The following is a 24,853-nucleotide window of genomic DNA, read 5'->3' as shown; positions in this document are numbered from 1 at the left end:
CCGATTAACCGGCGCACCCCGCCATCTGGCATGATGCTTGGGTTGCCTAGGGCGGATCATGCGCCCGGGCACCGCCCAATTATCCGGAGCACGAACCGGTAGAGCACCTGTACCAGGTAGCCGCCAGGTTCCTCTGTTCGCGCGAATCCAATAAGGACGGAAATGAACACCCTCGACTTCGTCGACGAAAAGTCGCTGCGTAGCGATGTCCCGGACTTCCGCCCGGGTGACACGGTCAACGTGCACGTGAAGGTTATCGAAGGCAACAAGGAACGCGTCCAGGTCTTCAAGGGCGCGGTCATCCGTCGCCAGGGTGGCGGCGTTCGCGAGACCTTCACGGTCCGCAAGGTCTCCTTCGGCGTCGGCGTGGAGCGCACCTTCCCGGTGCACAGCCCCAACATCGACAAGCTCGAAGTTGTGACCCGCGGTGACGTTCGTCGCGCCAAGCTGTACTACCTGCGCGATCTGCGTGGCAAGAAGGCCAAGATCAAGGAAAAGCGCTGAGGTAGCTTTCCGCTCGGAGTCTTCGAGTAGCCCGGCACCGCATAGTTTCTCGCGGTGCCGGGCTACTCTGTTCCCCGTGGCAGACGAGAACGAGTCGACAGCGGTGTCCGGTCCGGGCGACGACGACGTGAGCGAGGACGCGAAGGCGACCCCCGCCAAGAAGAAGCAGCGTCCGTTCTGGCAGGAACTGCCGATGCTCATCGGCATCGCGGCGGTCATCACCGCGCTGGTCGTGACCTTCATCGGACGCCCGTACGTGATCCCCTCGCAGTCGATGGAACCCACCCTGCACGGGTGCGCGGGCTGCACCGGCGACCGGATCTACGTGCAGAAGCTGAGCTACTACTTCAGTGACCCGAAGCCGGGTGACGTGGTGGTGTTCGTCGGCCCGACCGATTCCTGGAACCGGCACTACCGGTCCATCCGCTCGACCAACACCGCGGTGCGCGGCGTGCAGAACTTCCTGTCCTTCTTCGGCCTCGTGCCGCCGGACGAGAACGATCTGGTCAAGCGGGTGATCGCGACCGGCGGGCAGACGGTGAAGTGCTGCGACGACCAGGGCCGCATCCTGGTGCTGGACGACGAGCCCGGCGCCACCTGGCAGCCGCTGGACGAGCCCTACATCCAGACCTCGAACCCCGACCGCAACAACCCGTTCAACCCCGAGCGCCCCGACATCCCGTTCAACGCCGGCGGCCGCGCGTTCGGCCCGGTCAAGGTGCCCGAGGGCAACCTGTGGGTCATGGGCGACAATCGCCGCGAGTCCGCCGACTCCCGGTACCACATGGACGACGAGTTCCAGGGCACCGTGCCGATCTCGGACGTGCGCGGCAAGGCGGTCTTCAAGATCTGGCCGCTGGGCCGGATCGGATTCGTGCGGTCCGAGGACCCGCAATAGGGCCGAGGGCGAGATAATCGACCGGTGGGGAAGATGGCGAACACCCCGAAGCAGCGGGGCGGCAAGAAGATACAGCCGATCGAACGCGGTGACTGGCCGCCGCGCGTCGTCATGCGACGCGCGGGCGGGCTACGCACGCTTGAGGCCGCGCTGATCCGCAGCGGGCTGGGCCCGGTCGCGGGCGTGGACGAGGCCGGGCGTGGCCCGAGCGCGGGTCCGCTGGTCGTGGCGGCGTGTCTGCTCGCGCCCAAGGCGTACGCGTCGCTGGCCGGGCTCGACGATTCCAAACGGCTCACCGAGGACGCGCGCGAGGAGCTGTTCCCGATCATCAAACGGGTGGCCCTGGCCTGGTCGGTGGTCGTGATCCCGGCCTGGGAGATCGACGCCATCGGCATCCACGTGGCCAATATCGAGGGCATGCGGCGTGCGGTCGCCGGACTGAACCCGGTTCCGGGGTACGTTCTGACCGACGGTTTCCGGGTGCCCGGCATTCCCGTGCCGTCGCTGCCGGTGATCGGCGGTGACGCCACGGCGGCCTGCATCGCCGCGGCGAGCGTGCTCGCCAAGGTGACCCGCGACCGGATGATGGTTCAGCTGGACGAGCAGTTCCCCGGTTACGGATTCGCCGGTCACAAGGGCTACAACACGCCCGAACATAACGAGGCGCTGCATCGTCTGGGCGTCACCAGTGAACATCGCCGGTCCTGGCGCAATGTGCGGGAGATCGCGGTGCGGTCGCCCGGGACCGGCCGAGTGGCTACCGATACCGCGTATGCGGGATGATGTCTCTACACCCAGTTGGGCGATAAGGAGGACGTTCCACCCGATGAGCGCCGAGGATCTCGAGAAATACGAAACCGAGATGGAACTCTCGCTGTATCGCGAGTACAAGGACATCGTCGGCCAGTTTTCGTACGTGGTGGAGACCGAGCGCCGCTTCTACCTGGCCAATACGGTTGAACTGCGGCCGCAGAACGCCGACGGCGAAGTGTACTTCGAGGTGCGGATGTCCGATGCGTGGGTTTGGGATATGTACCGGCCCGCCCGCTTCGTCAAGCACGTTCGCGTCATCACGTTCAAGGACGTGAACATCGAGGAGTTGGAGAAGCCCGACCTGCGGCTGCCCGAGTAGTCCACAGGCTCGGCGGTATCCACAGGCAGTGAGTTTTCCCAGGTCGGCATGGCCGGGTCCGGATCGGGCCCGGCCATGCTGGCGTTATGGCACAGCATCTCGCGCTCGGCGCACAGGGGGAGGAGCTGGCGGCGCGCTACCTGCGCGACGCCGGAATGGAGATCGTCGCCCGTAACTGGCGGTGCAGGTACGGGGAACTCGATCTGATCGGCAGGGATGCCGCGGGCGTCACCGTCTTCGTCGAGGTCAAGACGCGCAGCGGGCTCGCGTTCGGGCAGCCCGCCGAAGCGGTGTCGTTCCTCAAACAGCAGCGCATCCGGCGGCTGGCGCTGGTGTGGCTGCACGAGCGGTCCGGGCCGTGGTCGCGGGTGCGGTTCGACGTGGTGTCGGTGCTGCTGCGGCCGGGCACCCCGCCGGAGATCACCCATCTGCGGGCGGCGTTCTGATGCCGCTCGGGCGGGCGCATTCGGTGGCTGTGGCCGGGGTGGACGGGCAGCTGGTGGAGATCGAGGCCGACATCGGGCAGGGGCTGCCATCGGTGCACCTGGTCGGGCGGCCGGACACCACGCTGCAGGAATCGCGGGACCGGGTGCGGGCGGCGGTCACCAATTCGGGGGAGAAGTGGCCGGACGGGCGGGTGATCCTGGCGCTGTCGCCCGCCACCCTGCCCAAGGTCGGCAGCGTGTACGACCTGGCGCTCGCCGCCGCGGTGCTGGACGCGGCGGGTTCGGTTCCGGTGCATCGGCTCGCCGAGGCCGTCCTGCTCGGCGAGCTCGCGCTGGACGGGCGGGTGCGCCGGGTGCGGGGCATCCTGCCCGCGGTGCTGGCGGCGCGCACCGCCGGGCGCAAGCTGGTCATCGTGCCCACCGCGGCGCTGGCCGAGGCCGGCCTGGTGGACGGGATACGGGTGCTCGGGGCGGCGACGCTGAGCGAGCTGGTGGATTGGCTGCGCGGGGCCGGTGAGCTCACCCCGCCCGAGCCGATGGTCCCGGCCGAGGTGCGCTCGCACGGGGATCTCAGCGAGGTGGTCGGTCAGGAGGAGGCGCGCTGGGCGCTGGAGGTCGCGGCGGCGGGTGGGCACCACCTGCTGCTGACCGGGCCGCCGGGTATCGGCAAAACGATGCTCGCCCAGCGCCTTCCGAGCCTGCTCCCGGCCCTGCGGGAGCGAGAGTCGCTGGAGGTCACGGCGATTCACTCGGTGGCGGGCACGCTGTCCGACGATCATCCGCTGATTCACCTGCCGCCCTTCGTGGCGCCGCACCATTCCTCGTCGGTGACGGCGATGATCGGCGGCGGTTCCGGATCCGCGCGTCCCGGTGCGGCCAGTTGCGCGCACCGGGGCGTGCTGTTCCTCGACGAATGCGCCGAGATCGGCACCAAGGTGCTGGAGGCGCTGCGAACTCCCCTGGAGGAGGGCGAGGTTCGCATCGCCCGCCGCGACGGCGTCGCCCGTTATCCCGCCCGGTTCCAGCTGGTGCTGGCCGCGAATCCCTGCCCCTGCGCGCCCGCTCGCGATATCGACTGCATCTGCGCGCCCCTCGCGCGCCGCCGCTATCTCGGGAAACTCTCCGGCCCGCTGCTGGACCGCATCGATCTCTCGGTCCGCATGCACGCGCAGTCCGCCGGCGCACTCAGCGGCGAGGAGACCGAATCCAGCGAGGCGGTCCGGGCCCGGGTCGCCCTGGCCCGCAATGCCGCCGCGGCCCGCTGGGCGACGCTGAACCTGACCACCAATGCCGAGGTCCCCGGTCACGTGCTGCGCCAGCAGTTCCGCCTCCCGCGCGAGTCCCTGGCCCCGGTGGAGAACGCCCTCAAACACGGCCGCATGTCCGCCCGCGGCGCCGACCGCGCGTTGCGCGTCGCCTGGACGGTGTGCGACCTGCGCGGTGGCGAGGTCCCCACCGCCCAGGATGTCCTGCAGGCCCTGGCCTTTCGCCATCGAGGTGGAGCATGAACCCCTGCCCCGGTCGCGCGGTCTCCCCTGCGGCGGAGGGTGATTCGCCCCCGGGCGCCCCGTGTACGCCGCCCGCTGTGCCCGCGCCGACCGAGCCTTTCGCGGTGCCGCAGCCTCCTGTTCCGCTGGCGTCCAATGTCTTCGGTGACGAGGAAGAGGGGTCGGTACACCCCTTCCCGTGCGCGGCGCATATGGCGGGAACCGGGTGCACGGGCACAGATGCCTGCGCCCTCCCCGATGACGCGAGCATCGACGAGTTGCGCGCGGCAAGCACCCTGTTCGGCGACGCGGATAAGTACCGGGCACCGGGCCTCCCCACACCGACGCCCACTGCCGCAGCCGGCTCACGAACCGATCGCTCGGGTCACGTCCTGCCCGGTGCGCGAACCGATGTGGCTGGAAAGTCTCTCGCCGTGGCCGATTCGAGGATCGACGACCAGGACGAGGTGCGGTGTCAGAGCGTCTCGCGACCGGATGACAGCGGTGAGACCATGCTCGATCGGGTTGGGCCGGGTCATCGGGTCGATGACGTGCCGAGGGTCGGCGTGGAGGGTGTGCGCACCGATCGGGAACGAAAGCCTTCCGTCGCGGCTGATTCGGGGCCCGACGGTCCGAAACCCATGCTCGGCCCGCGTGATTCGGATGTGCTGTCGCACCGGCGGCACGACACCCTGCCCGCAGGTGGTGCCGGGGGATCGGCCGACGGCGGGACGCCGGGTGGTGGCGACGCGGACGAGCGGCGGTTGGCCTGGGTGTACCTGTCGCGGGTGGTGGAGGGGCCGTGTGCGGCATTGTCGGCGTTGATCGGGTCGGTGGGGGTGGTCGAGGCGGCTCGGGCGGTGCGGGAGTGTGCGTTGCCGGACGTGTTGCGGGGGCCTACGGAGCTGCGGCGGGGGATCGAGTGGGCGGAGCGGGACCTGGGGGTGATGGAGCGGATCGGTGGGCGCGTTATTACGCCGGACGACTCGGAATGGCCGGCGTGGCGGATGCTCGGGCTGGGGCAGTTGGACCCGGGGCAGGACGAGGCGGGGGCGGTGCCGGTCGTGTTGTGGGCGCGGGGGCCGCGCTCGCTGGTGGAGTGCACCGAGCGGGCGGTGGCGGTCGTCGGGGCTCGGTGCAGCACCGGATACGGGAACCACGTCACGGCGGAGATCGCGGGGGAGCTGGCGGGGCGGGGGTGGACCGTGGTGTCGGGGGCCGCGTTCGGGATCGACTCGATGGCGCATCGGGCCGCGCTCGCGGTGGGCGGCTGTACGGTCGCGGTGCTCGCGTGCGGAGCCGACCGGCCCTACCCGGTGCAGCATGATCGGCTGCTGGCCGAGATCGCCGACACCGGGCTGGTGGTCAGCGAATACCCACCCGGGGTCACGCCGCGCAAACACCACTTCCTGGCTCGCAACCGGCTCATCGCGGCGCTGGCCGACACCGTGGTCGTGGTCGAGGCCGGCGCCCGCAGCGGCGCCCGCAATACCGTGAAATGGTCACGCCGCCTGGGTCGTCCGGCCCTGGCGGTCCCCGGCCCCGTTACCTCGGCGGCCTCGGTCGGCTGTCACCGCATGATCCGCGACGGCGAGGCGTTCCTGGTCACCGGCGCCGACGACATCCTCGACGAGGCGGGCCCCCTGCGCCTCGCGCTCGCCGGCATAGCCCCAGCGTCCTCGGCCGCCACCCTGACCGACACCCGCCCGCCACCCGAGCTCCGCGCCGGCAACGACCGGCGTCCCCGCCCACCCGCCCTCGACGACAACGAGTCCCGCCTCCTGGCCGCTCTCCCCACGATCGGCTCCCGCCTACCCCGCACCCTCGCGACCGACACCGGCCTCCCGCTCCCCGTGGTCCGGGCGACCCTCGCGGCCCTCGAACTCACCGGCCGCGCCGCCAGCGGCGACGACGGCTGGCACCGCACCGCCGACTCCTGAAGCGGGAACAGGCAGTTCGCCGGAAAGCTCGCCGGCATGCCATTCGACCGGCTGGCGTCGACGACTTTCTGAACTCCGATGCGAAACCGCTGCTACCCGATGCGGTGCCGGGCACATCGTGGATCACCGGCCTCGACAGACTGCGTACCGCCGAGTGCAACGCCTCCGCAGTGATCGTTCAGGGCAGCCCGTGGGCGGGCCGCCGGGGCATGATCCGCGTATCCGGCGGGGGAACTTGCGCTCGGGGGCGTGGGCGGTGACGGTGGGGGGATGAGCGAACTGCCCGAGGACCTGGAGGCACTGCTGGTCGAGTACGGGCGGCATCTGCGGCTCGGGCGGAACCGGTCGGAGCACACCGTCCGGGCGTACGTGGGGGACGCGCGGGGGCTGCTCGGGCATCTGCTCGAGCGGGGAGCGGATTGCGGTGTGGGAGAGGTGGATCTGACGCTGCTGCGGTCGTGGCTGGCGGGATTGTCGGCGAGTGGGGCGGCGCGCACCACGCTGGCGCGGCGGACCTCGTCGGCCCGGACGTTCACTGCGTGGCTCACCTACACCGGGCGGCTGACGGTCGACCCGGGGCCGCGGCTGGGGACCGCGCGCTCGCACCGCGTGCTGCCCGCGGTGCTGGGCAAGCAGCAGGCCTCGGCGGTCATGGACGCGGCGGAATCGGGTGCGGCGCAACACGATCCCATGGCCCTGCGAGATCGGCTGATCGTGGAGCTGCTGTACGCGACCGGGATTCGGGTGAGCGAGCTGTGCGGGCTCGACATCGAGGACGTGGACCGCGAACGCCGCCTAGTGCGGGTGCTGGGCAAGGGCAACCGGGAGCGGTCGGTGCCGTTCGGCGGCCCGGCCGAACAGGCGCTGGACAGCTGGCTGCGGCACGGCCGGGCCGCCTTCGCGAACGAGGCGTCCGGCCGGGCGCTGCTGCTTGGCCGCCGTGGCAAGAGGCTGGATCAGCGCCAGGCGAGAACCGTTGTGCACGAAGTCATCTCGGCGATACCCGGCGCGCCGGACATGGGCCCGCACGGCTTCCGGCACACCGCCGCCACCCACCTGCTGGAGGGCGGCGCCGACCTGCGCGTCGTGCAGGAGATCCTCGGCCACGCGAGCATGGCCACCACCCAGCTCTACACCCACGTCTCGATCGAGCGCCTCAAGAAGGTGCACGACCAGGCCCACCCCCGAGCCTGAACCGGTGCCGAGAATTCCCGACTCGAGCCGGCGTACTCCGGCCCCGATTTCGCCAGACAACGTCGACCTGTACCCCGGCGCCCCGGAATCGCCTGTCATCCTGCATGTTCCGCACTCCGCGCGCCGCATTCCACCGGACGTGCGGGCCGATATCGTCCTGGACGACCCGGCCCTGGAACGCGAACTCGACCACATCACCGACGCCCATACCGCGGAGCTGTCCGCGGCGGCCGCCGCCGGCGCCCGGATGCGGCCGTGGCGGTTCGTCAACCGGCTCTCGCGTCTGGTCGTGGACCCCGAGCGATTCCCGGACGAGCGCGAGGAGATGGCCGCCGTCGGCATGGGCGCGGTCTACACCCGCACCACCGACCGGAAGATCCTGCGGCCGGATGCCTTCGACCCCGCCGAACTCCTGGACCGCTACTTCCACCCCTACGCCCGCGCCATGGCCGATCTGGTCACCGATCGCCTGCGCGCGACCGGGCGCGCCGTCATCCTCGATGTGCACTCGTATCCGACGAAACCGCTGGCCTACGAGCTATTTGCGGCTGGCGGCCGTCCGCCGATCTGCCTGGGAACGAATGACTTCCACACGCCGCCGAAGCTGACGGCGTTCGCCGCCGCGGTGTTCGCGGGTTTCGGTGGCGTCGCGGTGGATACTCCGTTCGCGGGAACCTATGTCCCCCTGGACCGGTACCGCTCCGAACCACGCGTCACCGCACTCATGGTGGAGATTCGCAGGGATGTCTATATGGCCGAGCCGGGTGGTCCGGCCGGCCCGGGCCTTCCGCGACTCGCTACCGCGCTGGCGGCGTTGATCGATGCGGTGTCGTTCGATGGGGCGAGGTAATCGACGCCATATCAAGACCGTATCGACGAGCTATCGGGCGTCGTGTACGTTGACTTAGGTAACCCTAATTGTGGAGGTGTTCCGCTTGGCACGCAGCCGTACGACCTTGATTGTTCAGAACACCATCTGGCTTTCCGACCACCTGATCCGCGTACACCTGGGCGGGCCCGGCTTCGCGAGCTTCGAGGCCAACGACTTCACCGACGCCTACGTCAAGCTGGTCTTCCCCGGCCCCGACGGGGAGATCATGCGCACCTACACCGTGCGCGCGATCGATCGCGCGGCCCAGGAGATCGCCATCGACTTCGTGCACCACGGCACCGAGGGCGTCGCCGGACCGTGGGCGGCCGCGGCCGAGCCCGGGGACAGCATCGACCTGCTCGGCCCCGGCGGCGCGTACGCGCCCCGCGCCGACGCCGACTGGCATCTGCTCGCCGGTGACGAGTCGGCGCTGCCCGCCATCGCCGCCGCCTGCGCGACGCTGCCGATCGACGCGACCGGCCGGGTGTTCATCGAGGTCGGCGGTCCCGCCGACGAACTCTCCTTCCCGCTCCCCGAGGATGTCGAACTCACCTGGGTGCATCGCGGCGACGCGGCTCCCGGTGAGCGGCTGGCCGCCGCCGTGCGCGCCGAGCCGTGGCGCGCCGGACAGGCGCACGTGTTCATCCACGGCGAGGCGCAGGCCGTCATGCACGATCTGCGCCCCTACGTCCGCAAGGAGCGCGGCGTCACCGCCGAGTGGGCGTCCATCTCCGGCTACTGGCGTCGCGGCCGCACCGAAGAGGGTTTCCGCACCTGGAAGTCCGAACTCGCCGAGGCCGAGAAGGCCGCGCCCGCCGGGGTCTGACCTACGGTCGAGGCATGCCCGGCGATTCCGAACAAGCTCTCCCTCCACTGCGTGACCGGCTGCGGGCCGCGCTGCCCGCAGCCCTGAAGGCCCGCGACCGCACCGCGGCCGCGGCCCTGCGCTCGGCCCTGGCCGCCATCGACAACGCCGAGGCGGTCGACGCCTCCGATGTCCGCGCGGGCGCGATCGAGGCCGCCGGAGGTCTCGGCGCGGCCGAACGCCCCCGCCGTGCACTCACCGAGTCCGACGTCGACGAGATCGTCCGCGCCGAGATCGACGAACGCGACAGTGCCGCAACCGATTACGCCGCTGCCGCCGGTGGCGCCGCGCGCGCCGCCGCGCTGCGCGCCGAAGCCGCCGTCCTCACCCGCCACCTCTACGGGCGGTCGTGAGGCCGTGCCCCGGCATGCCGTCGCGGTATTTGTCGACGACGGCGACGCCGCTCTCGGCGGCGAGCACGATGAGATCGAGTACCCGCGACATCGTCAGTCCCGAATCCGAGGCGAGGCGCCGCTGCTCCTGGCGAGCGGTGACATAGGGAATGAGCAATCCACCGTCGCCACTCCTCGGCTGACGTCGTCGAGTCGCCCCCGCGGCTCGACCCGCGACTGTCAGGTCAATGTGCCGATGTACCGCCCCGCGAACCAGCGTTGAATGACCCGGACGATCGGCCCGCCGAGCCGGGTGTACCAGGCGCCGGGGCGGGCGAAGGCCTCGACGATCCCGTACACGGACCCGTCGGCCGGGTCGTACTCGACGGCGAAGAGTTCCTCGCCGATCTCGGGGTGGTCGGGCAGCGTGCCGTAGGCGAAGCCGCGGCGATCGGGTTCGTCCAGCACGTAGACCACGCGGCAGTGGGCCCGGAACCCGAGCCGGCCGATGCCGAGGCACATGGTCATCTCCGTGCCGGGCGCGGCCACCGGGGTCGTGGCCGACACGAGAATTCCGGTACCGCGCTGCATGCGGTACGCCAGGATCTGCGCCCCGGCCTCCTCGAACAGCGCGCGGCCCGAACCGATTCGGCGGCGCAGCCGGAAATGGTGGTAGCCGGGCGGGAATTCGCCGAGGGTCGCGCCGACCTCGGCGTAGGTGAATTCGACCGTGGCGGGCTCGTGCGTCATACCCCCATCCTGGTCTCGCGACGGTGCTGTCTTCAAGGATTCGCCAGTGGTTTCAGTCGCACCTGGACCGTGCGCAGCAGCCCGAGCGGATTCAAATACACCCGGTCCCGGCGCAGCCCCCAGTGCAGGCAGGCGGCCACCGGGCATCCGGCGTGGCCGGCCTCCAGCGACCCGATGTTAGATCCGCGAAAAACCCTGCGCCCCAACGGAACCCCGGCACGCACCGGCTCGTATGTTGTCCGTAGCCCGCCCACGTGATCGATGGACAGCACAGGTTTGCCCGCCACCGTCCCGGCGAAGGCGACCGTTCCGTCCCCGGCGGCGAGCACCACCTGCCCGGCGCGGCCCGCCAGATCCACCCCGCGATGCCCGGGTAGCCAGTCCCGCTCCGGCGCGTCGAAGGCCCGGACCACCGCGGGCCGCGGGCGCAGCGGCCAGCCGAACTCGCCGGCTGGCGCCGCGCTGCCCGCCGATGTCACCATCACCTGCCCGAGCAGCAGCCCCGGCAACCAGCCGAGGGTTATCGACACGATCGCTCGCATACCCCTCAGGGTGCGCTCCCGGCCGCCGCCCGGGACTACCGTGAACCTCGAATGTGGATGGGCCGCACGGATGTGAACACCGTGCTGTCCAATCCCGGAACATGCCGCCGACCAGCAGGAGAACGTCATGGGCTCCGCCGAGCCGCGCCCCGAGACCCCGATCGAAGCCGAGGCGCAGGAGCACGATCGCGAGCTCGCCGCCGAACCCGCCGACATCGACTACCGCTTCACCCTCGCCAACGAGCGCACGTTCCTGGCGTGGATGCGCACCGGCCTGGGCCTGCTCGCGGGCGGCGTGGCCGTGCACGAGCTGGTCCGCCCGTTCACGCACCACGGCATTCGCAGCGCCGTGGCCCTGAGCTGCATCGTGCTGGCCGCGATCATCGCCGTCGGCGCGTACGGGCGCTGGAAGCACGTGCAGGCCGCGATGGAACGCGGCGACCGGCTGCCGCGCACGCTCATGGTCCCGATCCTGGCCTTCGGCATCGCCGTCATCGCGGTGCTCGCGGGGTACGGGCTGCTGCTGTCGTGAGCAGTCCCGAGGCCGGGCTGGCCGCCGAGCGCACCGCCCTGGCGTGGCGGCGCACGGCCATCGCGGCCATGGCCAACGCGGTGCTGTTCCTCAAGGTCACCTACACCAGTGACTGGCCGCCGCTGACCGGCCTCGCGCTGCTGGCCACCGTGAGCCTGGTCGTGGTGAGCGTGGTGTGCGTGCATCGCAGCCGAATCCTGCACTCGCACAATCGAGGTAACTGGAGCGGTGGGCGGCGCGGGATCACCGCGGTCGCCGTGGCTGTTATCGGGGTATCGGCCGTCGCTATCGTGCTCGCGCTGTATTACATCGTCGAACTCTCGTGACTCCGCCGCAGTGAATATGCTGCGGAGCGTTCCAGTTCGGCTGGCGCAGTAACTGTTCAGCTCCGATGAAGTGTGAGGACCCGTGGATCGCGACGCGTTTTCGAAAAAGATAGCGACGGGCATTCTCGTGATGGCCTTGGGCTTGGCGGGTATTGCCATCGCTTACCTGCTGTGGGCGACCACCGAGGACAAGGTCATGTGCGGAGTGGACGAGATGCGCGCGGGCGACAAATGCGTCACTGCGAGTGGGGGCTCTTCGACGATTCGCGGCTATGAGCAGCAGAGTAAGGAAGGTGCGCCCATATGGCTTCTTCCCGGAGTCGTCAGCGGTGTTGTTGTGCTCAGTGGCGCGGTCTGGACTTTCGAGGCCGTCCGCAGGCGGAAACTCCCCCCGGCGCGGCGGCCGGTGTACGGCCGGCCATACGGCCAGCCGATTCCGCCCTCCGGTCCGCAAGATGCGCCCGGCCCGCCGCCTGACCGGTACCCGGCCTAGATCGCCCTGCGGAGGGGGCGATTTCATCTCTGCGGACCCTAGCCCGTAAACTGATCCAGCGGTTTGCTTCGCGCAGACCGACTTCGCGCGCCCAGATCGAGGCCGCCGGCTGGTCCCCCTGATTCGACATAGCGGGTTCCGGTGGCCGTGGGCGCCAGGGCAGAGATCGCCGATTTCTGCGACAACCAGCAATGAAAGGGTTACGAGGCCATGCCCGTCGTAACAATGCGGCAGCTGCTCGACAGCGGCGCCCACTTCGGTCACCAGACCCGCCGGTGGAACCCGAAGATGAAGCGTTTCATCTTCACCGACCGCAACGGCATCTACATCATCGATCTTCAGCAGACGCTGACCTACATCGACAAGGCCTACGAGTTCGTCAAGGAGACCGTCGCCCACGGTGGCACCGTTCTCTTCGTCGGTACCAAGAAGCAGGCCCAGGAGTCGATCGCGGCCGAGGCCACTCGCGTCGGCATGCCCTACGTGAACCAGCGCTGGCTGGGCGGCATGCTCACCAACTTCGGCACCGTGCACAAGCGCCTTCAGCGGATGAAGGAGCTCGAGGCCATGGAGCAGACCGGTGGCTTCGAGGGTCGCACCAAGAAGGAAATCCTCATGCTCACGCGTGAGAAGAACAAGCTCGAGCGCACCCTCGGCGGCATCCGGGACATGGCCAAGGTTCCCTCGGCCATCTGGGTCGTCGACACCAACAAGGAGCACATCGCCGTCGGCGAGGCTCGCAAGCTGAACATCCCGGTCATCGCGATCCTGGACACCAACTGCGATCCCGACCTGGTCGACTACCCGATCCCGGGTAACGACGACGCGATCCGTTCGGCCGCGCTGCTGACCCGCGTTGTGGCTTCCGCCGTCGCCGAGGGCGTGCAGGCTCGTGCCTCGCGTGCCGCCGGTGATTCGAAGCCGGAAGCCGGCGCGGGCGAGCCCCTCGCCGAGTGGGAGCAGGAGCTCCTCGCTTCGGCCGCCCCGGCCGCCGAGGCCGAGGCCCCCGCCGCGGCCGATCCGGCCGCCACCGCCGACGCCTGAGAGTCGCACGGCATTTGTTCACCTTGCCGCCCCTTCCCGTTGGGAAGCGGGCGGCAAGGTGTGACCACCCCAGACCACACAGAGGAGGATCGCCGACATGGCGAACTACACCGCCGCTGACGTGAAGAAGCTTCGCGACCTCACCGGCTCCGGCATGATGGACTGCAAGAAGGCGCTCGAAGAGAACGCCGGCGACTTCGACAAGGCCGTCGAGACCCTGCGCATCAAGGGCGCCAAGGACGTCGGCAAGCGCGCTGAGCGCGCCACCGCCGAGGGCCTGGTCGCCGCGCAGGACGGCGTCCTGATCGAGATCAACTCCGAGACCGACTTCGTCGCCAAGAACGCGGAGTTCCAGGAGCTGGCCAACAGCATCGTCGCGGCCGCCGCCAAGGCGCGCCCGGCCGATCTGGACGCGCTCAAGGCTGTCGACCTGGGCGGCAAGACCGCCGACCAGGCCGTGCAGGAGCTGGCCGCCCGTATCGGCGAGAAGCTCGAGCTGCGTCGCGTCGTGTCCTACGACGGCAATGTCGCCACCTACCTGCACAAGCGCGCCACCGATCTGCCCCCCGCCGTCGGCGTGCTGGTGCAGTTCACCGGTGAGGGCGATGTCGCCGCCGAGGCCGCTCGCGCCGCCGGCATGCAGGTCGCCGCGCTCAAGGCCAAGTACGTCACCCGCGAAGAGGTCCCCGCCGACCTCGTCGAGAAGGAGCGTGCCATCGCCGAGGCGACCGCGCGCGAAGAGGGCAAGCCCGAGGCCGCCCTCCCGAAGATCGTCGAAGGCCGCGTCAACGGCTTCTACAAGGACGTCGTCCTGCTGGAGCAGTCGTCCGTGACCGACAGCAAGAAGACCGTCAAGGCGCTGCTGGACGAGGCCGGTGCCACCATCACCGCCTTCTCCCGCTTCGAGGTCGGCCAGGCGTAATCGCCCGCCAAGCCTGAAAAGGCCCTTCTCCCATCGTGATTCGATGGGAGAAGGGCCTTTTTTCGCTGTACACCGCCTACACATCGACGACGGGGTAGTAGCAGGCCGCCGAACCCGTGACGCAGATCAGGAATGTCAGCGGGTTGTCGTTTTCCGCCGTGAGCGTGATGGTGGGACGATTTCCGCTCGCGCTGTCGGCGGATCCGGAGCCGGTGGATGCGGCCGATGACGTTCCGGTCGCGGCGAACAATCCCGCGGTGACGGCGAGTGTGGCGATGCCTGCTCGGATGGTGCGATTCGGCGTGTTCATGAATCGAATCTTATTTAAAATGAACATGTTTCATACGGATTCGAGGCCCTCAGAAGTGGGGGCACTCGGCCGCCGCATCGTGAGAGATCAGAGTTTCCAGCCGGTCGCACCGACCCAGGCGTCCAGGCTCAGCAGGCCGGGGTGGGCGGCGCGCAGGGCCGGGACATCGGGGGTGGGGGAGGTGTCGGTGTCGAAGAAGGCGAACATCTTGGCGACCTGTTCGTCGAAGGCGCGCAGGGCCTCGATGGGCACGCGTACCGTGCGGTGCGGCAACCCGGCGGGGCGGGCGAGGGTTTCGGCTATCTCGGTGGGGGTCAGGACGTCGCCGGCGATCTCGACCGTGCGGCCCAGGAACTCGTCGGGGCGGTCGAAGGCGATCGCGGCGAACTCGCCGATGTCGCGGATGGAGATCAGCGCCATGGGCTTGTCCGGCGCCACCGCCAGCGACAGCACGAGCTCACCGTCGACGCGGGCCGGTTTGTTATAGGTGGCGAAGTTGTCCATGAACAGCACCGGGCGCAGGATGGTCGCGGGCAGGCCGAGTGCCCGAATGTAGTCCTCGATCTGCTCTTTCGCCGCGTAGTACTCCACGCCCGAGTTCTTGTGCGCGCCGCTGAGCGAGCTGTACACCAGGTGCGCCACGCCGGTTTTGGCGGCCAGGTCCGCGACCATCCGGCCGTGCACGATCTCCGCGGCCACGGCGTCCAGGCTGATGTTGACCCCGGACATCATGGTCAGCATGAGGAAGACCCCGTGCGCGCCCTCCATGGCCGCGCGCACCGATTCCTCGTCGTCCAGATCGCCGGTCACCAGCCGCGCGCCCGCGGCGGCCAGCGCCCGCGCCCGGTCCGATTCCGGATCGCGGACCAAAGCCCTTACTTCCCAGCCTCTTTCGAGCAGCGCCGTCGTCGTGGCGGTGCCCTGCCTGCCGGTGGCTCCGATGACCAGTACCGGTCCGTTGTGGTTCGTCATGTCCTGCTCCCGTGTCGCGATGTTGTGTTTTCCACGGTAGGAATTCGGGCACGAACCTGTCCTGGCAGTGATACTGCTACCCGGGCACTCTGTACGGGGGATGGGCGAAATGGTAAGTGGCGACGGTCATCCGGACGTTCCGGAGTCCAGATACGCGCAGCTGGGCCGGTTCCTGCGCGCGGCCCGGGGCCGGTTGGGACCGGCGGATGTCGGACTGCTGCCCTACGGCGATCCGGCCCGCCGCCGCACCCCGGGCCTGCGCCGCGAAGAGGTGGCGGAACTGTCCGGTGTGAGCCTGACCTGGTACACCTGGCTCGAACAGGGCCGCGCCGTCGAGACCAGCCGCCAGGTGATCGACGCGCTGGCCCGGACCCTGCGCCTGGACCCCGATCAGCACCGTCACCTGCGCGCGCTGGCCGGTCACGCCGAACCGGACGACGGCGGGGCCGCGGCCGACAACGCCCGGCTGCAGCGCCTGGTCGACGCGGTCCTGCCGAATCCGGCGTCGATCTTCGACCGCGATTTCGACTACGTCGTGTGGAACACCGCCTACGTCCGCGTCCGCCACGATCCGCTCGATCTGCCCCCGCGCCGGCGCAATCTGCTGTGGATGATGTTCACCGACAAGGAGAATCGCGCCCGCATGCCGCGCTGGGAGTTCGCTGCCCGCGCGGTGCTGAGCCAATTGCGCGACGCCACCGGCAGCCGGCCCGGTGATCCGGGGTTGTCCGCGCTGGTGTCCGAGCTGAGCCGGGAGAGCCCGGAATTCGCGCGCTGGTGGTCCGAGTACCCGGTGGGCCGGTTCCGGCCCGCCACGATCACGGTGGCGCACCCGGAGGCCGGGGATATCGAACTGGAGCTGTTCCAGTTGCGTCCGGCCGAGGATCCCGGCCTGTTGCTGGTCGTGCAGGTCCCGGCGACGCCGCTGGCCGCCGAGCGGATCGCGGCCCTGTCCGAGCCCGCCACGCCGCCGCGTGATGTCACGAATTCGGGCACGGTATAGAGGGTCGCCTCGTGGCCGTGACCGTCCGTGGTGCAGGATAGACGAAAGCTTGTAGCCGTCCCGCGCATCGCGTTGCGCCGGGATGGTCTTTTCATGTGCGTGGCTGCGTTCGAACCGCCCCAGGACAAGGAGACCGATGACGGACCCGGATACGGCGCCCGACCGCAAGGGCTATCGCCGAGTACTCCTCAAGCTCGGTGGGGAGATGTTCGGCGGTGGGCGGGTCGGTCTCGACCCGGATGTGGTGCAGACCGTCGCGGAGCAGATCGCGGAGGTCGTCGAGGACGGGGTCCAGGTCGCCGTTGTCATCGGCGGCGGCAATTTCTTCCGCGGCGCCGAGCTCGAGGAGCGCGGCATGGAGCGCGCCCGCTCGGATTACATGGGCATGCTCGGCACCGTGATGAACAGCCTTGCGCTGCAGGATTTCCTGCAGAAGCAGGGCATCGATACCCGCGTGCAGACCGCCATCACCATGGGCCAGGTCGCCGAGCCGTATCTGCCCCTGCGCGCCAAGCGGCACCTGGAGAAGGGCCGTGTGGTCATCTTCGGCGCCGGTATGGGCATGCCGTACTTCTCGACCGACACCACCGCCGCCCAGCGCGCGCTGGAGATCGGCGCCGAGGTGGTGCTCATGGCCAAGGCCGTCGAGGGCGTCTACTCCGATGATCCGCGGGAGAACCCGGACGCCACCATGTTCACCGAGATCACCCACAAAGAGGTGATCGAACGCGGTCTGAAGGTCGCCGACGCCACCGCGTTCAGCCTGTGTATGGACAACCAGATGCCCATGCTGGTGTTCAATCTCTTGACTAAGGGCAATATTGCTCGCGCGGTCGCCGGTGAGAACATCGGCACGCTGGTTCGGTCGTGACCGACGAGAAGAACGATGACGCTGTGGAGGAAACGCCGTGATTGAAGAAGCGCTCTTCGAGGCCGAGGAAAAGATGGAGAAGGCCGTCTCGGTGGCGAAGGACGACCTGGGTTCCATTCGGACCGGTCGCGCCAATCCGGGCATGTTCGCGCGGATCGTCGTGGACTACTACGGCTCGCCCACGCCCATCACCCAGGTCTCCAGCATCACCGTGCCCGAGCCGCGCATGGTGGTCATCAAGCCGTACGAGCAGGCGCTGATGCAGGAGATCGAGAAGGCGATCCGCAATTCGGATCTGGGTGTGAACCCGACGAACAACGGCGACATCATCCGCGTGTCGATCCCGCAGCTGACCGAGGAACGGCGCCGCGAGATGGTCAAGCAGGCCAAGTCCAAGGGTGAGGATGCCAAGATCACGATCCGCAACGTGCGCCGCAAGGCCATGGATGAGCTGGGCCGTATCCAGAAGGACGGCGAGGCGGGCGAGGACGAGGTCGGCCGCGCCGAGAAGGATCTCGACAAGACGACCGGCAGGTACGTCAGCCAGATCGACGAGCTGGTCAAGCACAAGGAAGCCGAGCTGCTCGAGGTGTAAGCACCGCTGCTCGAGGTTCTCCGGACGGCCGGCGCACGGCCGGGGGTAGGGACGAAACGACAAGTGAGCGACAGGACAATCGTGGCCGAGAAATCCACCGATGCGGTGACGCCGCCGGTCGAGGGCACCCCGGAGACGGCGCCACCGGCCGCGCCCGCGGACCGCGCCGAGGCGCGGCCGCCCGTGGTGGAGCCGGTTCCGGCGCAGGCGCCCGCCTCCAAGGCCGGGCGCAACCTGCCCGCCGCCCTGGGTGTCGGGTTCGGGCTGGGCCTGTCGCTCATCGCGATTCTGCTGTTCGCGCCCGAGGTGCTGATCGGGGTGATCGCGGCGGCCGTGGCGGTGGCGACCTGGGAGGTGGCCAAGCGCCTGCGCGAGGCCGACGTCCTGGTGCCGCGGGTGCCGCTGCTGCTGGGCGGGCAGGCGATCATCTGGCTGGCCTGGCCGTTCGACACCGCAGGCGTGCTCGGCGCGTTCGGCGCGAGCGCGCTGGCGCTGATGGTGTGGCGGCTGTTCGACCACGGGTTGCGCGCCACCCCGCGAAACTATCTGCGCGATACCGCGATCAGTGTCTTCACCCTGGCGTGGGTGCCGTTGCTGGCCGCGTTCGCCGTGCTCATGCTGCTGCAGGACGACGGCAATCTGCGCGTGCTGACCTTCATGATCCTGGTGGTGTGCTCGGACGTCGGCGGCTACGTCGCGGGCGTGCTGTTCGGCAAGCACCCCATGGTCCCGGCGATCAGCCCGAAGAAGTCCTGGGAGGGCTTCGCCGGATCGCTGGTCTTCAGCGTCATCGGTGGCCTGCTGACGGTCACCCTGCTGCTACAGGCCAACTCGATGATCGGCGTGCTGCTGGGTGTGGGCCTGGTGGTCGTCGCGACCACCGGCGATCTCATCGAATCCCAGATCAAGCGGGAACTGGGCATCAAGGACATGGGCACGCTGCTGCCCGGCCACGGCGGCATCATGGATCGCCTCGACTCGATGCTGCCGTCCGCGTTCGTCTCCTGGCTGGTGCTGACCGCGCTGCTGTGAGTTCGCTACCCCCGTGGAAATCGTTGCCGCGCAGTAGCACTCGCTGATCCCGGACGCGTGTGTGCGGGCGGGGTGCTACGGTCGAGCTGAATGTCCGCAGGCATACAGGGGGTTGGCATGGCGCATATCGAACGCGTCGAAATGCCGGATGGCACAGTCATCTTCGCTCGGATCGAGGCCGTGGACGAAGCGGCCGAGGCGGGCCTGGACGGCGGGGCGGGGGCCGATGTCGGGCTGCGCGACACGCTGCGGCTGGAGAATCTGGGCAGCACGGTGCGCAGCGTCGCGGCGTCGGTGCACGCCGGGCTCGACGGTATGAAACCCGATCGGGTGGCGATCGAATTCGGCCTGGAACTGGCCTTCACGAGCGGCGGCGTCTTCGCGGTGCTGGCCTCGGGCGGCGCCAAGGCCTCGGTCAAGGTCGCGCTCGAATGGGAACCGGCTGCCGCCACGGCCTAGGGGGCCCGCACCGTGCGTGATCACGCCGAGATCGAGGAGCTGTTGCGCGCGGCCACCGCGATCGTGCTGACCGACGCGGTGAAACCGCAGGCCAAGGGCACGGCGTTCCGGGTGGCGCCGCAGTACGCGGTCACCGCCGCGCACGTCGTGCGCGATCTGGGTAAGCGGGTGCGGCTGCGGTTCGGCGCGGACGGCGACTGTTTCGCCGAGGTGATCGCCGCGTCCGCGGCCCCGCGCGGCGTCGACGCCGGTCGCTGGAGTTTCGACGATCACGCCGTGCTGCGGATCGAGCAGCCGCACGAGGTGTCCGCGCCCAGCGTGCTGCTGGCCGAGCCCGCGCTGCAGAACGGGGACCGGCTGATCGTCTGCGCGCTCAACGCCGTGTACGTGGAGCAGGCGGTCGAGATCTACCGGTCGTACGTGGTTCGCGACGTGCATCCGCCGCGGTTCTTCACCATCGACTCCGCGGATCGTTCGGTCATCTCCGGCATGTCCGGGGCCCCGGTGTGGTCGGTCCGGCACGGCGGCGTCGTCGGGCTGGTGAAGGGCACCGAGGGGTTGACCGCCGCGCAGGGCGGTGCGGTGGCCGCGTTGCTGGACGGCCTGCGCCGGCTGGACGCGCCGGAGCTGTACGACGATCTGGTCCGCGCGCACGACCGGCAGCACGGTGTCGATCGCGGCTGGTCGTACGGGCTCGTGGGCGGCGAGACGATCATCCGGCGCTGGCTGGTCGACGTGCACGCGCTGCTGGCCCGGGTGCCGCCCGCGGCCGCGCGGAACGTGCCGGTCGCGCTGGTGGACGAGCTCTTCCGGGACGCCCTGCCGCCGGAGCCGGATCGGTTTCCGACGCTGCGGGATCTGGCCGAGTACATCGGGACCGAGAGCCACGATCCGAAGTTCGGGCTGGCCAGGTTCTGCGCGCTGGCGCCGCGGTACCTGCCCGCGGCGCCGGAACCGGTCATCGACGGGCTGCAGCGGATGCCGCGCACGATCATCACCTCGCCGCCTCAGTTTCGCCTGTTCGAGAAGCGGTTTCTGGCCGACCGTGCGGTCCCGTCGCCGACCACGACCCTGTTCGGGGTGATCCGCGCGGGCGACACCCCGGTCACCGACGATCGGGTCGATACGGTCTACCGCTACGAGGTCCATCGCCGGGTCGGTGATCAGGACATCATTCCGCTCACGCAGTCCGCGCCGTGCCCGAGCTACGCGCACGCCAAGCAGGGCGTGAAGGCGGTGCTGGACGCCTCGCTGCGGGAGCTGGGCGCGGAGTCCGTCGAGTTGGTCATCGCGCTGCCGGACGAGCACCTGACGGAGGAACCGCTGTACAGGTGGCTTCGCCCGGACCAGCGCCCGTTCGGCAAGTATCTGCTGCGGTTGCGGCGCAGCCGGACGTGGGAGAAGGACAACGAGCAGCTCACCGAGCTGCGTCAGCGCTACGAACGCCTGCGCGCGCGGGACTTCCGCGCCCTGCACTGGATGGAGTGCGTGGATCCGCGCGGGCAGGTGCTGGCCGAGCTGCAGGAGCTGTTCGTCGGCGCGGATCCGAACCCGTGCGACGGGTTCGGGGTGGACGAGCCGCCGACCGTGCCCATGCTGGCTGCCTCGGAAGCGAATTCGCTGCCGGTGACGCTGTGGCGCGACGAACGCTGCCCGGAACACCCGGCGGCGGAGGATGATTGCGCCGGCGCGGTGTTCCGCCGGACCCTGCTCGACCGGCTGGGGACGGTGCCGCCCATCGACTGGTACGACACGATCTGGCGTGAGCAGCGCAGCTCGGTGGAGTCGGCGGACCGGGACGAGTTCTGGCGCAAGATCACTTTCATTCTGGACAAACCGGGCGAGAGCCGGCGTCGGCTGCCGCTCGCGGGACCGGAGCCCTCGGGGAGAACGGCGATATGACAGCACCGAACTGGCATGTGTTCCACGGTTCCGGCGAGCCCCGCCCGGACGGGTGGGCGGCGGTGCCGCCACCGATGATCGCGCGCACCTTCAACGGCGCTCCGCTGGTGCCCCCGCCCGCGCCCGGCGAGCAGTCCGATCAGGTCGAGCGCAAACTCGGGCGCAGCGGCATCGGCGCGCACCAGTTGCGGCCCGAGGATCTCGACATCATCAACGCGGCGCTGCTGTGCCGGCGTCCGCTGCTGGTGAGCGGGGCGCCGGGCCTGGGCAAGTCCGCGCTGGCCTATCTCATCGCCCGGGAGCTCTCGCTCGGGCCGGTGCTGCACTGGCCGATCACCAGCCGCAGCACCCTGCGCGAGGGGCTGTACCTCTACGACGCGCTGCGCCGGTTCGAGGAGGCGAGCATGCCGGACGTGCGTGAGCGCGGGGCCGGGGTGGACGTGGCCGACTACGTCACGCTCGGACCGCTGGGCACCGCCCTGCTGCCGTACGCCACGCCCCGGGTGCTGCTCATCGACGAAATCGACAAGGCCGACGTCGATCTGCCCAACGATCTGCTGCACGCGTTCGAGGACGGCGAGTATCACATCGACGAACTGCGGCGCATCCGCGGTCATCAGCCGGTGGTGCAGGTCTTCAGTCACGAGGGCCGCGAGCGGGTGCCCGTGCACGAGGGGTCGGTGCGCTGCAACGCTTTTCCCATTGTTGTGATGACCAGCAACGGCGAACGCGAGTTCCCGCCGGCCTTCCTGCGTCGCTGTTTGCGGCTGCGATTGGCGAAACCCGAACGCGGGCAACTGGAAAGCGTCGTGTCGGCCCATCTCGGACCCGATGTGGTGCGCGACTACAGCGATATAATCGAGGTCTTCATCAGACGGCGCAACGAATTGGGAACGTTGCCGACCGACCGGTTGCTGATCGCTCTGCACGTGCTGACCCAGGCCACCGGCCCGGACGGCATGGAGCAGCAGGATCGGCAACTGCTGGCCGAACGCCTGATGCAGCCCACCGATTCCGGAGGCTGAGATGGAGTCGAAACTGCTCGAACTCCTCGCAGCGCTCGATGGGCTCGATCTGGACGGCGAACTCATTGCCGAGGCGCTGTGGCTGTCCGAGCACATCGGCGATCAACCCGCGGACCCACCCGCCGTATCGGGGCCAGTGCCGCCACCCGACGAACCGCCGGCGGCATCGGCGTGGGCCGCGCCGGCCACCGACAGCGTCGCGCTCGTGCCCCGGAATCCCTTCGTGGACAGTCTCTCCGGTCGCAGCGGATGGGTGCCCGCGCACAGCGAGGTGGGCGTGCCGGTGCCGTCGCCGCTGGGGGAGAGCGAGCGGATCCGCGCCGAACTGCGGCCGCTCGCCGGGCGATTCCCCGAGCCGCGGCAGCGGATCTTCGACGAGGAGGCGTCGGTGGAACACACCGCGCGCACCGGAATCCCCTGGCCGGTAACACGATCCGGACTGGTCCGGCAGCGGGACGCGGTCCTGGTCTTCGACCGGCACCCCTCGATGGCCGCCTGGAGCGGGCTGGCCGCCGCGGTGCGCGCGGTGGTGGAGTCGGTCGGGTTCCGGCGGGTGGAGTCGTGGTATCTGGATGAGGATGCCCAAGGCCGGCTGCGTCTGGCCACCGATGTCCGAGCGCCCGCTGATCGCCCGGTCTCCGCGCTGCGCGACCCCTCGGGCCGTCGGGTGATCATGGTCTTCTCCGCCTGCCTCGGAAACGCCTGGGGCTGGGGCGAAGCGGCGGCCGAGCTGGAGGCGCTGGCGACCGCCTCGCCCGTCACGATCGTGCAACCATTGCCTAACAGCTTGTGGGCGCGGACCGGCCTGGACTGGGGGCGCGGACGAATAACACCCATGCTCGCGGACAGCCCGTCTCCTCTGCGCGTGCTCGCCGGGACCGGCGGCCGCACCCTGCCGATCCCGGTGCTGGAACTGACGCCGGGCTGGATCGCGCCGTGGGCGCAATTGCTGGCCGGTTACCGGCGGATCGCCGGGTACCCGCTGCTGCAGCGGCCCGAACCCGGCGGCGAGCACGCGCGCCCGGACACCCTCGCCGTGCGGCAGGACGCCGAACTCGGCAACCGACCCCTGGATCGGGTCCGCCGATTCCGTTCGGCCTCGTCGCCGGAGGCGTTCCGGCTGGCGGCGTGCCTGGCCCAGGTGCCGCTGCTGCTGCCGATCATGCGCCTGGTGCAGCAGGCCGTCCTGCCCGGCACCAAGCCCAGCGTGCTGGCCGAGGTGCTGGCCGGCGGCCTGATCGAGGCCGGCGGGGCCGCGCCGGCCGCGCCCTACACCGTGGCCGAGGAGAACCGGTCGTTCGCGTTCCGGCCCGGCGTGGAAGCGATTCTGCGCGAGGCCGTTCCGCGCAGCGAGGCCGCCCGGGTGCTCACCGCGGTCTCGCGCTTCGTGGCCGAGCGGTACGGGGTGCCCGGCCAGGTCTTCCCCGCGACGCTGTCCGATCCGGCCGACAGCGACGGTTCTTCGTTCGCCTATCTGTCTCCGGATGTGTTGCGCCGCATAGCGCCGAACTTTCCCGAGTCCCCGCCCGAACCACCGAACGTGGAACAGCAGCGGCGATACGCCGACCTCGCGCGGACCGCCTTCACCGTCGCCGAATTCGGTGAGCTGGAGGAGGCCCTGACCTCCACGCGCGCGGCGCTGGCCACGGTCCCGGTCGGGCACGAGGCCCGCTTCGAACTGCTGCGCATGCTCGCGGTCCTGCTGCACCGGCGCTGGCAGCGCGATCGGGACGCGAACGATCTGGACGAGGCGATCGCGGTGTCCAAGATGGCGATGAAGGCGGGCCCGGACAGTGACACCGAGTTCGCCGCCTTCGCGACCTTCGTGGGTGAGCTGCTGCTGCAACGGTATTCGGCGGTGGGCGGGGTCGACTACCTGACCGACGGCACCCGGGTGCTGCGCGCCGCGCTCGACGACACCGACCCCGAGGATCCGGTCCGTCCCCGGCTCTGCGAACGGCTGGCGGACGCGTACCTGATGCGGTGCGAGGCCGCGAGCGAACCGCTGCACGGCTGGCAGGCGGTCGATCTGTACGTCGCGGCGGCCGAGTCGATCGAGGACGAGACCGGGGACGCCAATGCCGTACTGCTGCTGAAGATCACGCGCGCCTACCTGCACATCGCCGAGGTCTCCGCGTACCCGGAGGACGATCTCCCGGACCGCGTGATCGAACAGTTCCGCTACGCGGCGGCGTTGCTGTCGGAGCCGCGCACCGCCGAGGTGTACGTGGCGCTGTTGAAGGTGGTGCGGGTCGCGGCCCGGGCCGCCGAGCACGCCGCGGTCCCGGCGGGTCTGCCCGTGCGCATGTCGGAGATCCTGGCGGGGGTCTCGGTCGGAACGGGTATGGGGGAGTTGGCCGATGCGCGCAATGTGCTCGACTCGGTGCGCACCGACTCGGGGTGATC

At 69.7% G+C, this 24,853-nt stretch carries 28 protein-coding genes and 1 pseudogene; 24 read left to right on the top strand and 5 right to left on the bottom strand.

Annotated elements, in window-relative coordinates:
- The first annotated feature begins 162 nt into the window (after positions 1-162).
- The 11 genes from rplS (at position 163) to ACWDOP_RS13420 (ending at position 9,690) form a co-directional block, all read left to right on the top strand.
- On the top strand, positions 163-504 hold the full coding sequence (gene rplS / locus ACWDOP_RS13470; RefSeq protein ID WP_354987409.1) for a 50S ribosomal protein L19: 342 nt from the start codon (positions 163-165) through the stop codon (positions 502-504).
- Positions 505-580: 76 nt separating this feature from the next.
- Positions 581-1,402 carry a signal peptidase I gene (gene lepB, locus ACWDOP_RS13465; RefSeq protein WP_456345274.1) on the top strand — a complete coding sequence of 274 codons (822 nt, stop codon included), beginning with the start codon at positions 581-583 and terminating at the stop codon, positions 1,400-1,402.
- Positions 1,403-1,435: 33 nt separating this feature from the next.
- Positions 1,436-2,185: a ribonuclease HII gene (locus ACWDOP_RS13460; protein ID WP_454209034.1), complete on the top strand. Its 750-nt coding sequence runs from the start codon at positions 1,436-1,438 to the stop codon at positions 2,183-2,185.
- 43 nt (positions 2,186-2,228) lie between these two features.
- Positions 2,229-2,534 carry a DUF2469 domain-containing protein gene (locus ACWDOP_RS13455; RefSeq protein ID WP_067514125.1) on the top strand — a complete coding sequence of 102 codons (306 nt, stop codon included), beginning with the start codon at positions 2,229-2,231 and terminating at the stop codon, positions 2,532-2,534.
- 86 nt (positions 2,535-2,620) lie between these two features.
- Positions 2,621-2,980 (top strand): YraN family protein, encoded by a 360-nt coding sequence (locus ACWDOP_RS13450; protein WP_454209030.1) that lies wholly within the window; start codon positions 2,621-2,623, stop codon positions 2,978-2,980.
- A complete protein-coding gene (locus ACWDOP_RS13445; RefSeq protein ID WP_454209029.1) occupies positions 2,980-4,488 on the top strand; it encodes a YifB family Mg chelatase-like AAA ATPase in 1,509 nt (502 codons plus the stop codon). The genes ACWDOP_RS13450 and ACWDOP_RS13445 overlap by 1 nt, the downstream gene beginning before the upstream one ends.
- Positions 4,489-5,108: 620 nt before the next feature.
- The gene (gene dprA, locus ACWDOP_RS13440) at positions 5,109-6,407 is read left to right on the top strand and encodes a DNA-processing protein DprA (protein ID WP_456345302.1); all 1,299 of its coding nucleotides are present in this window, start codon (positions 5,109-5,111) and stop codon (positions 6,405-6,407) included.
- Between the two features lie 270 nt (positions 6,408-6,677).
- Complete coding sequence (locus ACWDOP_RS13435; protein ID WP_456345273.1) at positions 6,678-7,601, top strand: tyrosine recombinase XerC; 924 nt, start codon at positions 6,678-6,680, stop codon at positions 7,599-7,601.
- Positions 7,602-7,605: 4 nt separating this feature from the next.
- Entirely contained in the window at positions 7,606-8,451 is an 846-nt protein-coding gene (locus ACWDOP_RS13430; protein WP_456345272.1) for an N-formylglutamate amidohydrolase, read from the top strand.
- A gap of 85 nt (positions 8,452-8,536) precedes the next feature.
- Positions 8,537-9,298 (top strand): siderophore-interacting protein, encoded by a 762-nt coding sequence (locus tag ACWDOP_RS13425; RefSeq protein ID WP_456345271.1) that lies wholly within the window; start codon positions 8,537-8,539, stop codon positions 9,296-9,298.
- A 14-nt stretch (positions 9,299-9,312) separates the two neighbouring features.
- Positions 9,313-9,690 carry a hypothetical protein gene (locus tag ACWDOP_RS13420; RefSeq protein ID WP_456345270.1) on the top strand — a complete coding sequence of 126 codons (378 nt, stop codon included), beginning with the start codon at positions 9,313-9,315 and terminating at the stop codon, positions 9,688-9,690.
- 19 nt (positions 9,691-9,709) lie between these two features.
- Here ACWDOP_RS13420 and ACWDOP_RS13415 read toward each other — a convergent pair.
- The 3 genes and pseudogenes from ACWDOP_RS13415 to ACWDOP_RS13405 all read right to left on the bottom strand — a co-directional run.
- Positions 9,710-9,913 (bottom strand): annotated as a pseudogene (locus ACWDOP_RS13415) (hypothetical protein); the annotation flags it as partial.
- Positions 9,910-10,419 carry a DUF1990 family protein gene (locus ACWDOP_RS13410; RefSeq protein WP_456345269.1) on the bottom strand — a complete coding sequence of 170 codons (510 nt, stop codon included), beginning with the start codon at positions 10,417-10,419 and terminating at the stop codon, positions 9,910-9,912. The pseudogene ACWDOP_RS13415 and the gene ACWDOP_RS13410, both read right to left, overlap by 4 nt.
- Positions 10,420-10,451: 32 nt before the next feature.
- On the bottom strand, positions 10,452-10,901 hold the full coding sequence (locus tag ACWDOP_RS13405; protein WP_456345301.1) for a M23 family metallopeptidase: 450 nt from the start codon (positions 10,899-10,901) through the stop codon (positions 10,452-10,454).
- 187 nt (positions 10,902-11,088) lie between these two features.
- On the opposite strand from ACWDOP_RS13405, the gene ACWDOP_RS13400 reads away from it, so the two are divergent.
- From ACWDOP_RS13400 to tsf, 5 genes are all read left to right on the top strand, one after another.
- Positions 11,089-11,493 (top strand): YidH family protein, encoded by a 405-nt coding sequence (locus ACWDOP_RS13400; protein WP_454209022.1) that lies wholly within the window; start codon positions 11,089-11,091, stop codon positions 11,491-11,493.
- Complete coding sequence (locus ACWDOP_RS13395; protein ID WP_456345268.1) at positions 11,490-11,819, top strand: DUF202 domain-containing protein; 330 nt, start codon at positions 11,490-11,492, stop codon at positions 11,817-11,819. The genes ACWDOP_RS13400 and ACWDOP_RS13395 overlap by 4 nt, the downstream gene beginning before the upstream one ends.
- 82 nt (positions 11,820-11,901) lie before the next feature.
- On the top strand, positions 11,902-12,312 hold the full coding sequence (locus tag ACWDOP_RS13390; RefSeq protein WP_456345267.1) for a hypothetical protein: 411 nt from the start codon (positions 11,902-11,904) through the stop codon (positions 12,310-12,312).
- Between the two features lie 210 nt (positions 12,313-12,522).
- Complete coding sequence (gene rpsB / locus ACWDOP_RS13385) at positions 12,523-13,356, top strand: 30S ribosomal protein S2 (protein ID WP_454209020.1); 834 nt, start codon at positions 12,523-12,525, stop codon at positions 13,354-13,356.
- Positions 13,357-13,453: 97 nt separating this feature from the next.
- Positions 13,454-14,278, top strand: a complete 825-nt coding sequence (tsf, locus tag ACWDOP_RS13380) for a translation elongation factor Ts (RefSeq protein ID WP_454209019.1) — start codon at positions 13,454-13,456, stop codon at positions 14,276-14,278.
- Positions 14,279-14,354: 76 nt separating this feature from the next.
- On the opposite strand, the gene ACWDOP_RS13375 is transcribed toward tsf, so the two are convergent.
- The gene (locus tag ACWDOP_RS13375) at positions 14,355-14,588 is read right to left on the bottom strand and encodes a hypothetical protein (RefSeq protein WP_456345266.1); all 234 of its coding nucleotides are present in this window, start codon (positions 14,586-14,588) and stop codon (positions 14,355-14,357) included.
- Positions 14,589-14,675: 87 nt separating this feature from the next.
- Positions 14,676-15,560, bottom strand: coding sequence for an NmrA/HSCARG family protein (locus tag ACWDOP_RS13370; RefSeq protein WP_456345265.1), 885 nt, complete (start codon positions 15,558-15,560; stop codon positions 14,676-14,678).
- Positions 15,561-15,660: 100 nt separating this feature from the next.
- Here ACWDOP_RS13370 and ACWDOP_RS13365 point away from each other — a divergent pair, with 100 nt between their 5' ends.
- The 8 genes from ACWDOP_RS13365 (at position 15,661) to ACWDOP_RS13330 (ending at position 24,851) form a co-directional block, all read left to right on the top strand.
- Positions 15,661-16,563 (top strand): helix-turn-helix transcriptional regulator, encoded by a 903-nt coding sequence (locus ACWDOP_RS13365; RefSeq protein WP_456345264.1) that lies wholly within the window; start codon positions 15,661-15,663, stop codon positions 16,561-16,563.
- A 136-nt stretch (positions 16,564-16,699) separates the two neighbouring features.
- A complete protein-coding gene (gene pyrH, locus ACWDOP_RS13360) occupies positions 16,700-17,434 on the top strand; it encodes a UMP kinase (RefSeq protein ID WP_454209015.1) in 735 nt (244 codons plus the stop codon).
- A gap of 37 nt (positions 17,435-17,471) precedes the next feature.
- Positions 17,472-18,029, top strand: a complete 558-nt coding sequence (gene frr / locus ACWDOP_RS13355) for a ribosome recycling factor (RefSeq protein ID WP_454209014.1) — start codon at positions 17,472-17,474, stop codon at positions 18,027-18,029.
- A 105-nt stretch (positions 18,030-18,134) separates the two neighbouring features.
- A complete protein-coding gene (locus tag ACWDOP_RS13350) occupies positions 18,135-19,061 on the top strand; it encodes a phosphatidate cytidylyltransferase (RefSeq protein ID WP_456345300.1) in 927 nt (308 codons plus the stop codon).
- A gap of 117 nt (positions 19,062-19,178) precedes the next feature.
- Positions 19,179-19,520 (top strand): CU044_2847 family protein, encoded by a 342-nt coding sequence (locus ACWDOP_RS13345; protein WP_456345263.1) that lies wholly within the window; start codon positions 19,179-19,181, stop codon positions 19,518-19,520.
- Between the two features lie 12 nt (positions 19,521-19,532).
- Positions 19,533-21,422, top strand: a complete 1,890-nt coding sequence (locus ACWDOP_RS13340) for a S1 family peptidase (RefSeq protein ID WP_456345262.1) — start codon at positions 19,533-19,535, stop codon at positions 21,420-21,422.
- Entirely contained in the window at positions 21,419-22,447 is a 1,029-nt protein-coding gene (locus ACWDOP_RS13335) for an AAA family ATPase (RefSeq protein ID WP_456345261.1), read from the top strand. Before ACWDOP_RS13340 ends, ACWDOP_RS13335 begins: the two co-directional genes overlap by 4 nt.
- Position 22,448: 1 nt before the next feature.
- Positions 22,449-24,851 (top strand): SAV_2336 N-terminal domain-related protein, encoded by a 2,403-nt coding sequence (locus ACWDOP_RS13330; protein WP_456345260.1) that lies wholly within the window; start codon positions 22,449-22,451, stop codon positions 24,849-24,851.
- The last annotated feature ends 2 nt before the right edge of the window (positions 24,852-24,853 follow it).

The organism is Nocardia sp. NPDC003693 (assembly GCF_053981095.1).
This window is presented reverse-complemented; position numbering and strand designations above follow the sequence as displayed.

Bases quoted from the DNA above. Each gene is read 5' to 3' on its own strand.
- rplS (WP_354987409.1), top strand. From the start codon at position 163: ATGAACACCCTCGACTTCGTCGACGAAAAGTCGCTGCGTAGCGATGTC.
- ACWDOP_RS13460 (WP_454209034.1), top strand. From the start codon at position 1,436: ATGGCGAACACCCCGAAGCAGCGGGGCGGCAAGAAGATACAGCCGATC.
- ACWDOP_RS13455 (WP_067514125.1), top strand. From the start codon at position 2,229: ATGAGCGCCGAGGATCTCGAGAAATACGAAACCGAGATGGAACTCTCG.
- ACWDOP_RS13450 (WP_454209030.1), top strand. From the start codon at position 2,621: ATGGCACAGCATCTCGCGCTCGGCGCACAGGGGGAGGAGCTGGCGGCG.
- ACWDOP_RS13445 (WP_454209029.1), top strand. From the start codon at position 2,980: ATGCCGCTCGGGCGGGCGCATTCGGTGGCTGTGGCCGGGGTGGACGGG.
- dprA (WP_456345302.1), top strand. From the start codon at position 5,109: ATGCTCGGCCCGCGTGATTCGGATGTGCTGTCGCACCGGCGGCACGAC.
- ACWDOP_RS13435 (WP_456345273.1), top strand. From the start codon at position 6,678: ATGAGCGAACTGCCCGAGGACCTGGAGGCACTGCTGGTCGAGTACGGG.
- ACWDOP_RS13420 (WP_456345270.1), top strand. From the start codon at position 9,313: ATGCCCGGCGATTCCGAACAAGCTCTCCCTCCACTGCGTGACCGGCTG.
- ACWDOP_RS13410 (WP_456345269.1), bottom strand. From the start codon at position 10,419: ATGACGCACGAGCCCGCCACGGTCGAATTCACCTACGCCGAGGTCGGC.
- ACWDOP_RS13405 (WP_456345301.1), bottom strand. From the start codon at position 10,901: ATGGTGACATCGGCGGGCAGCGCGGCGCCAGCCGGCGAGTTCGGCTGG.
- ACWDOP_RS13400 (WP_454209022.1), top strand. From the start codon at position 11,089: ATGGGCTCCGCCGAGCCGCGCCCCGAGACCCCGATCGAAGCCGAGGCG.
- rpsB (WP_454209020.1), top strand. From the start codon at position 12,523: ATGCCCGTCGTAACAATGCGGCAGCTGCTCGACAGCGGCGCCCACTTC.
- tsf (WP_454209019.1), top strand. From the start codon at position 13,454: ATGGCGAACTACACCGCCGCTGACGTGAAGAAGCTTCGCGACCTCACC.
- ACWDOP_RS13375 (WP_456345266.1), bottom strand. From the start codon at position 14,588: ATGAACACGCCGAATCGCACCATCCGAGCAGGCATCGCCACACTCGCC.
- ACWDOP_RS13370 (WP_456345265.1), bottom strand. From the start codon at position 15,560: ATGACGAACCACAACGGACCGGTACTGGTCATCGGAGCCACCGGCAGG.
- ACWDOP_RS13365 (WP_456345264.1), top strand. From the start codon at position 15,661: ATGGGCGAAATGGTAAGTGGCGACGGTCATCCGGACGTTCCGGAGTCC.
- pyrH (WP_454209015.1), top strand. From the start codon at position 16,700: ATGACGGACCCGGATACGGCGCCCGACCGCAAGGGCTATCGCCGAGTA.
- ACWDOP_RS13345 (WP_456345263.1), top strand. From the start codon at position 19,179: ATGGCGCATATCGAACGCGTCGAAATGCCGGATGGCACAGTCATCTTC.
- ACWDOP_RS13335 (WP_456345261.1), top strand. From the start codon at position 21,419: ATGACAGCACCGAACTGGCATGTGTTCCACGGTTCCGGCGAGCCCCGC.
- ACWDOP_RS13330 (WP_456345260.1), top strand. From the start codon at position 22,449: ATGGAGTCGAAACTGCTCGAACTCCTCGCAGCGCTCGATGGGCTCGAT.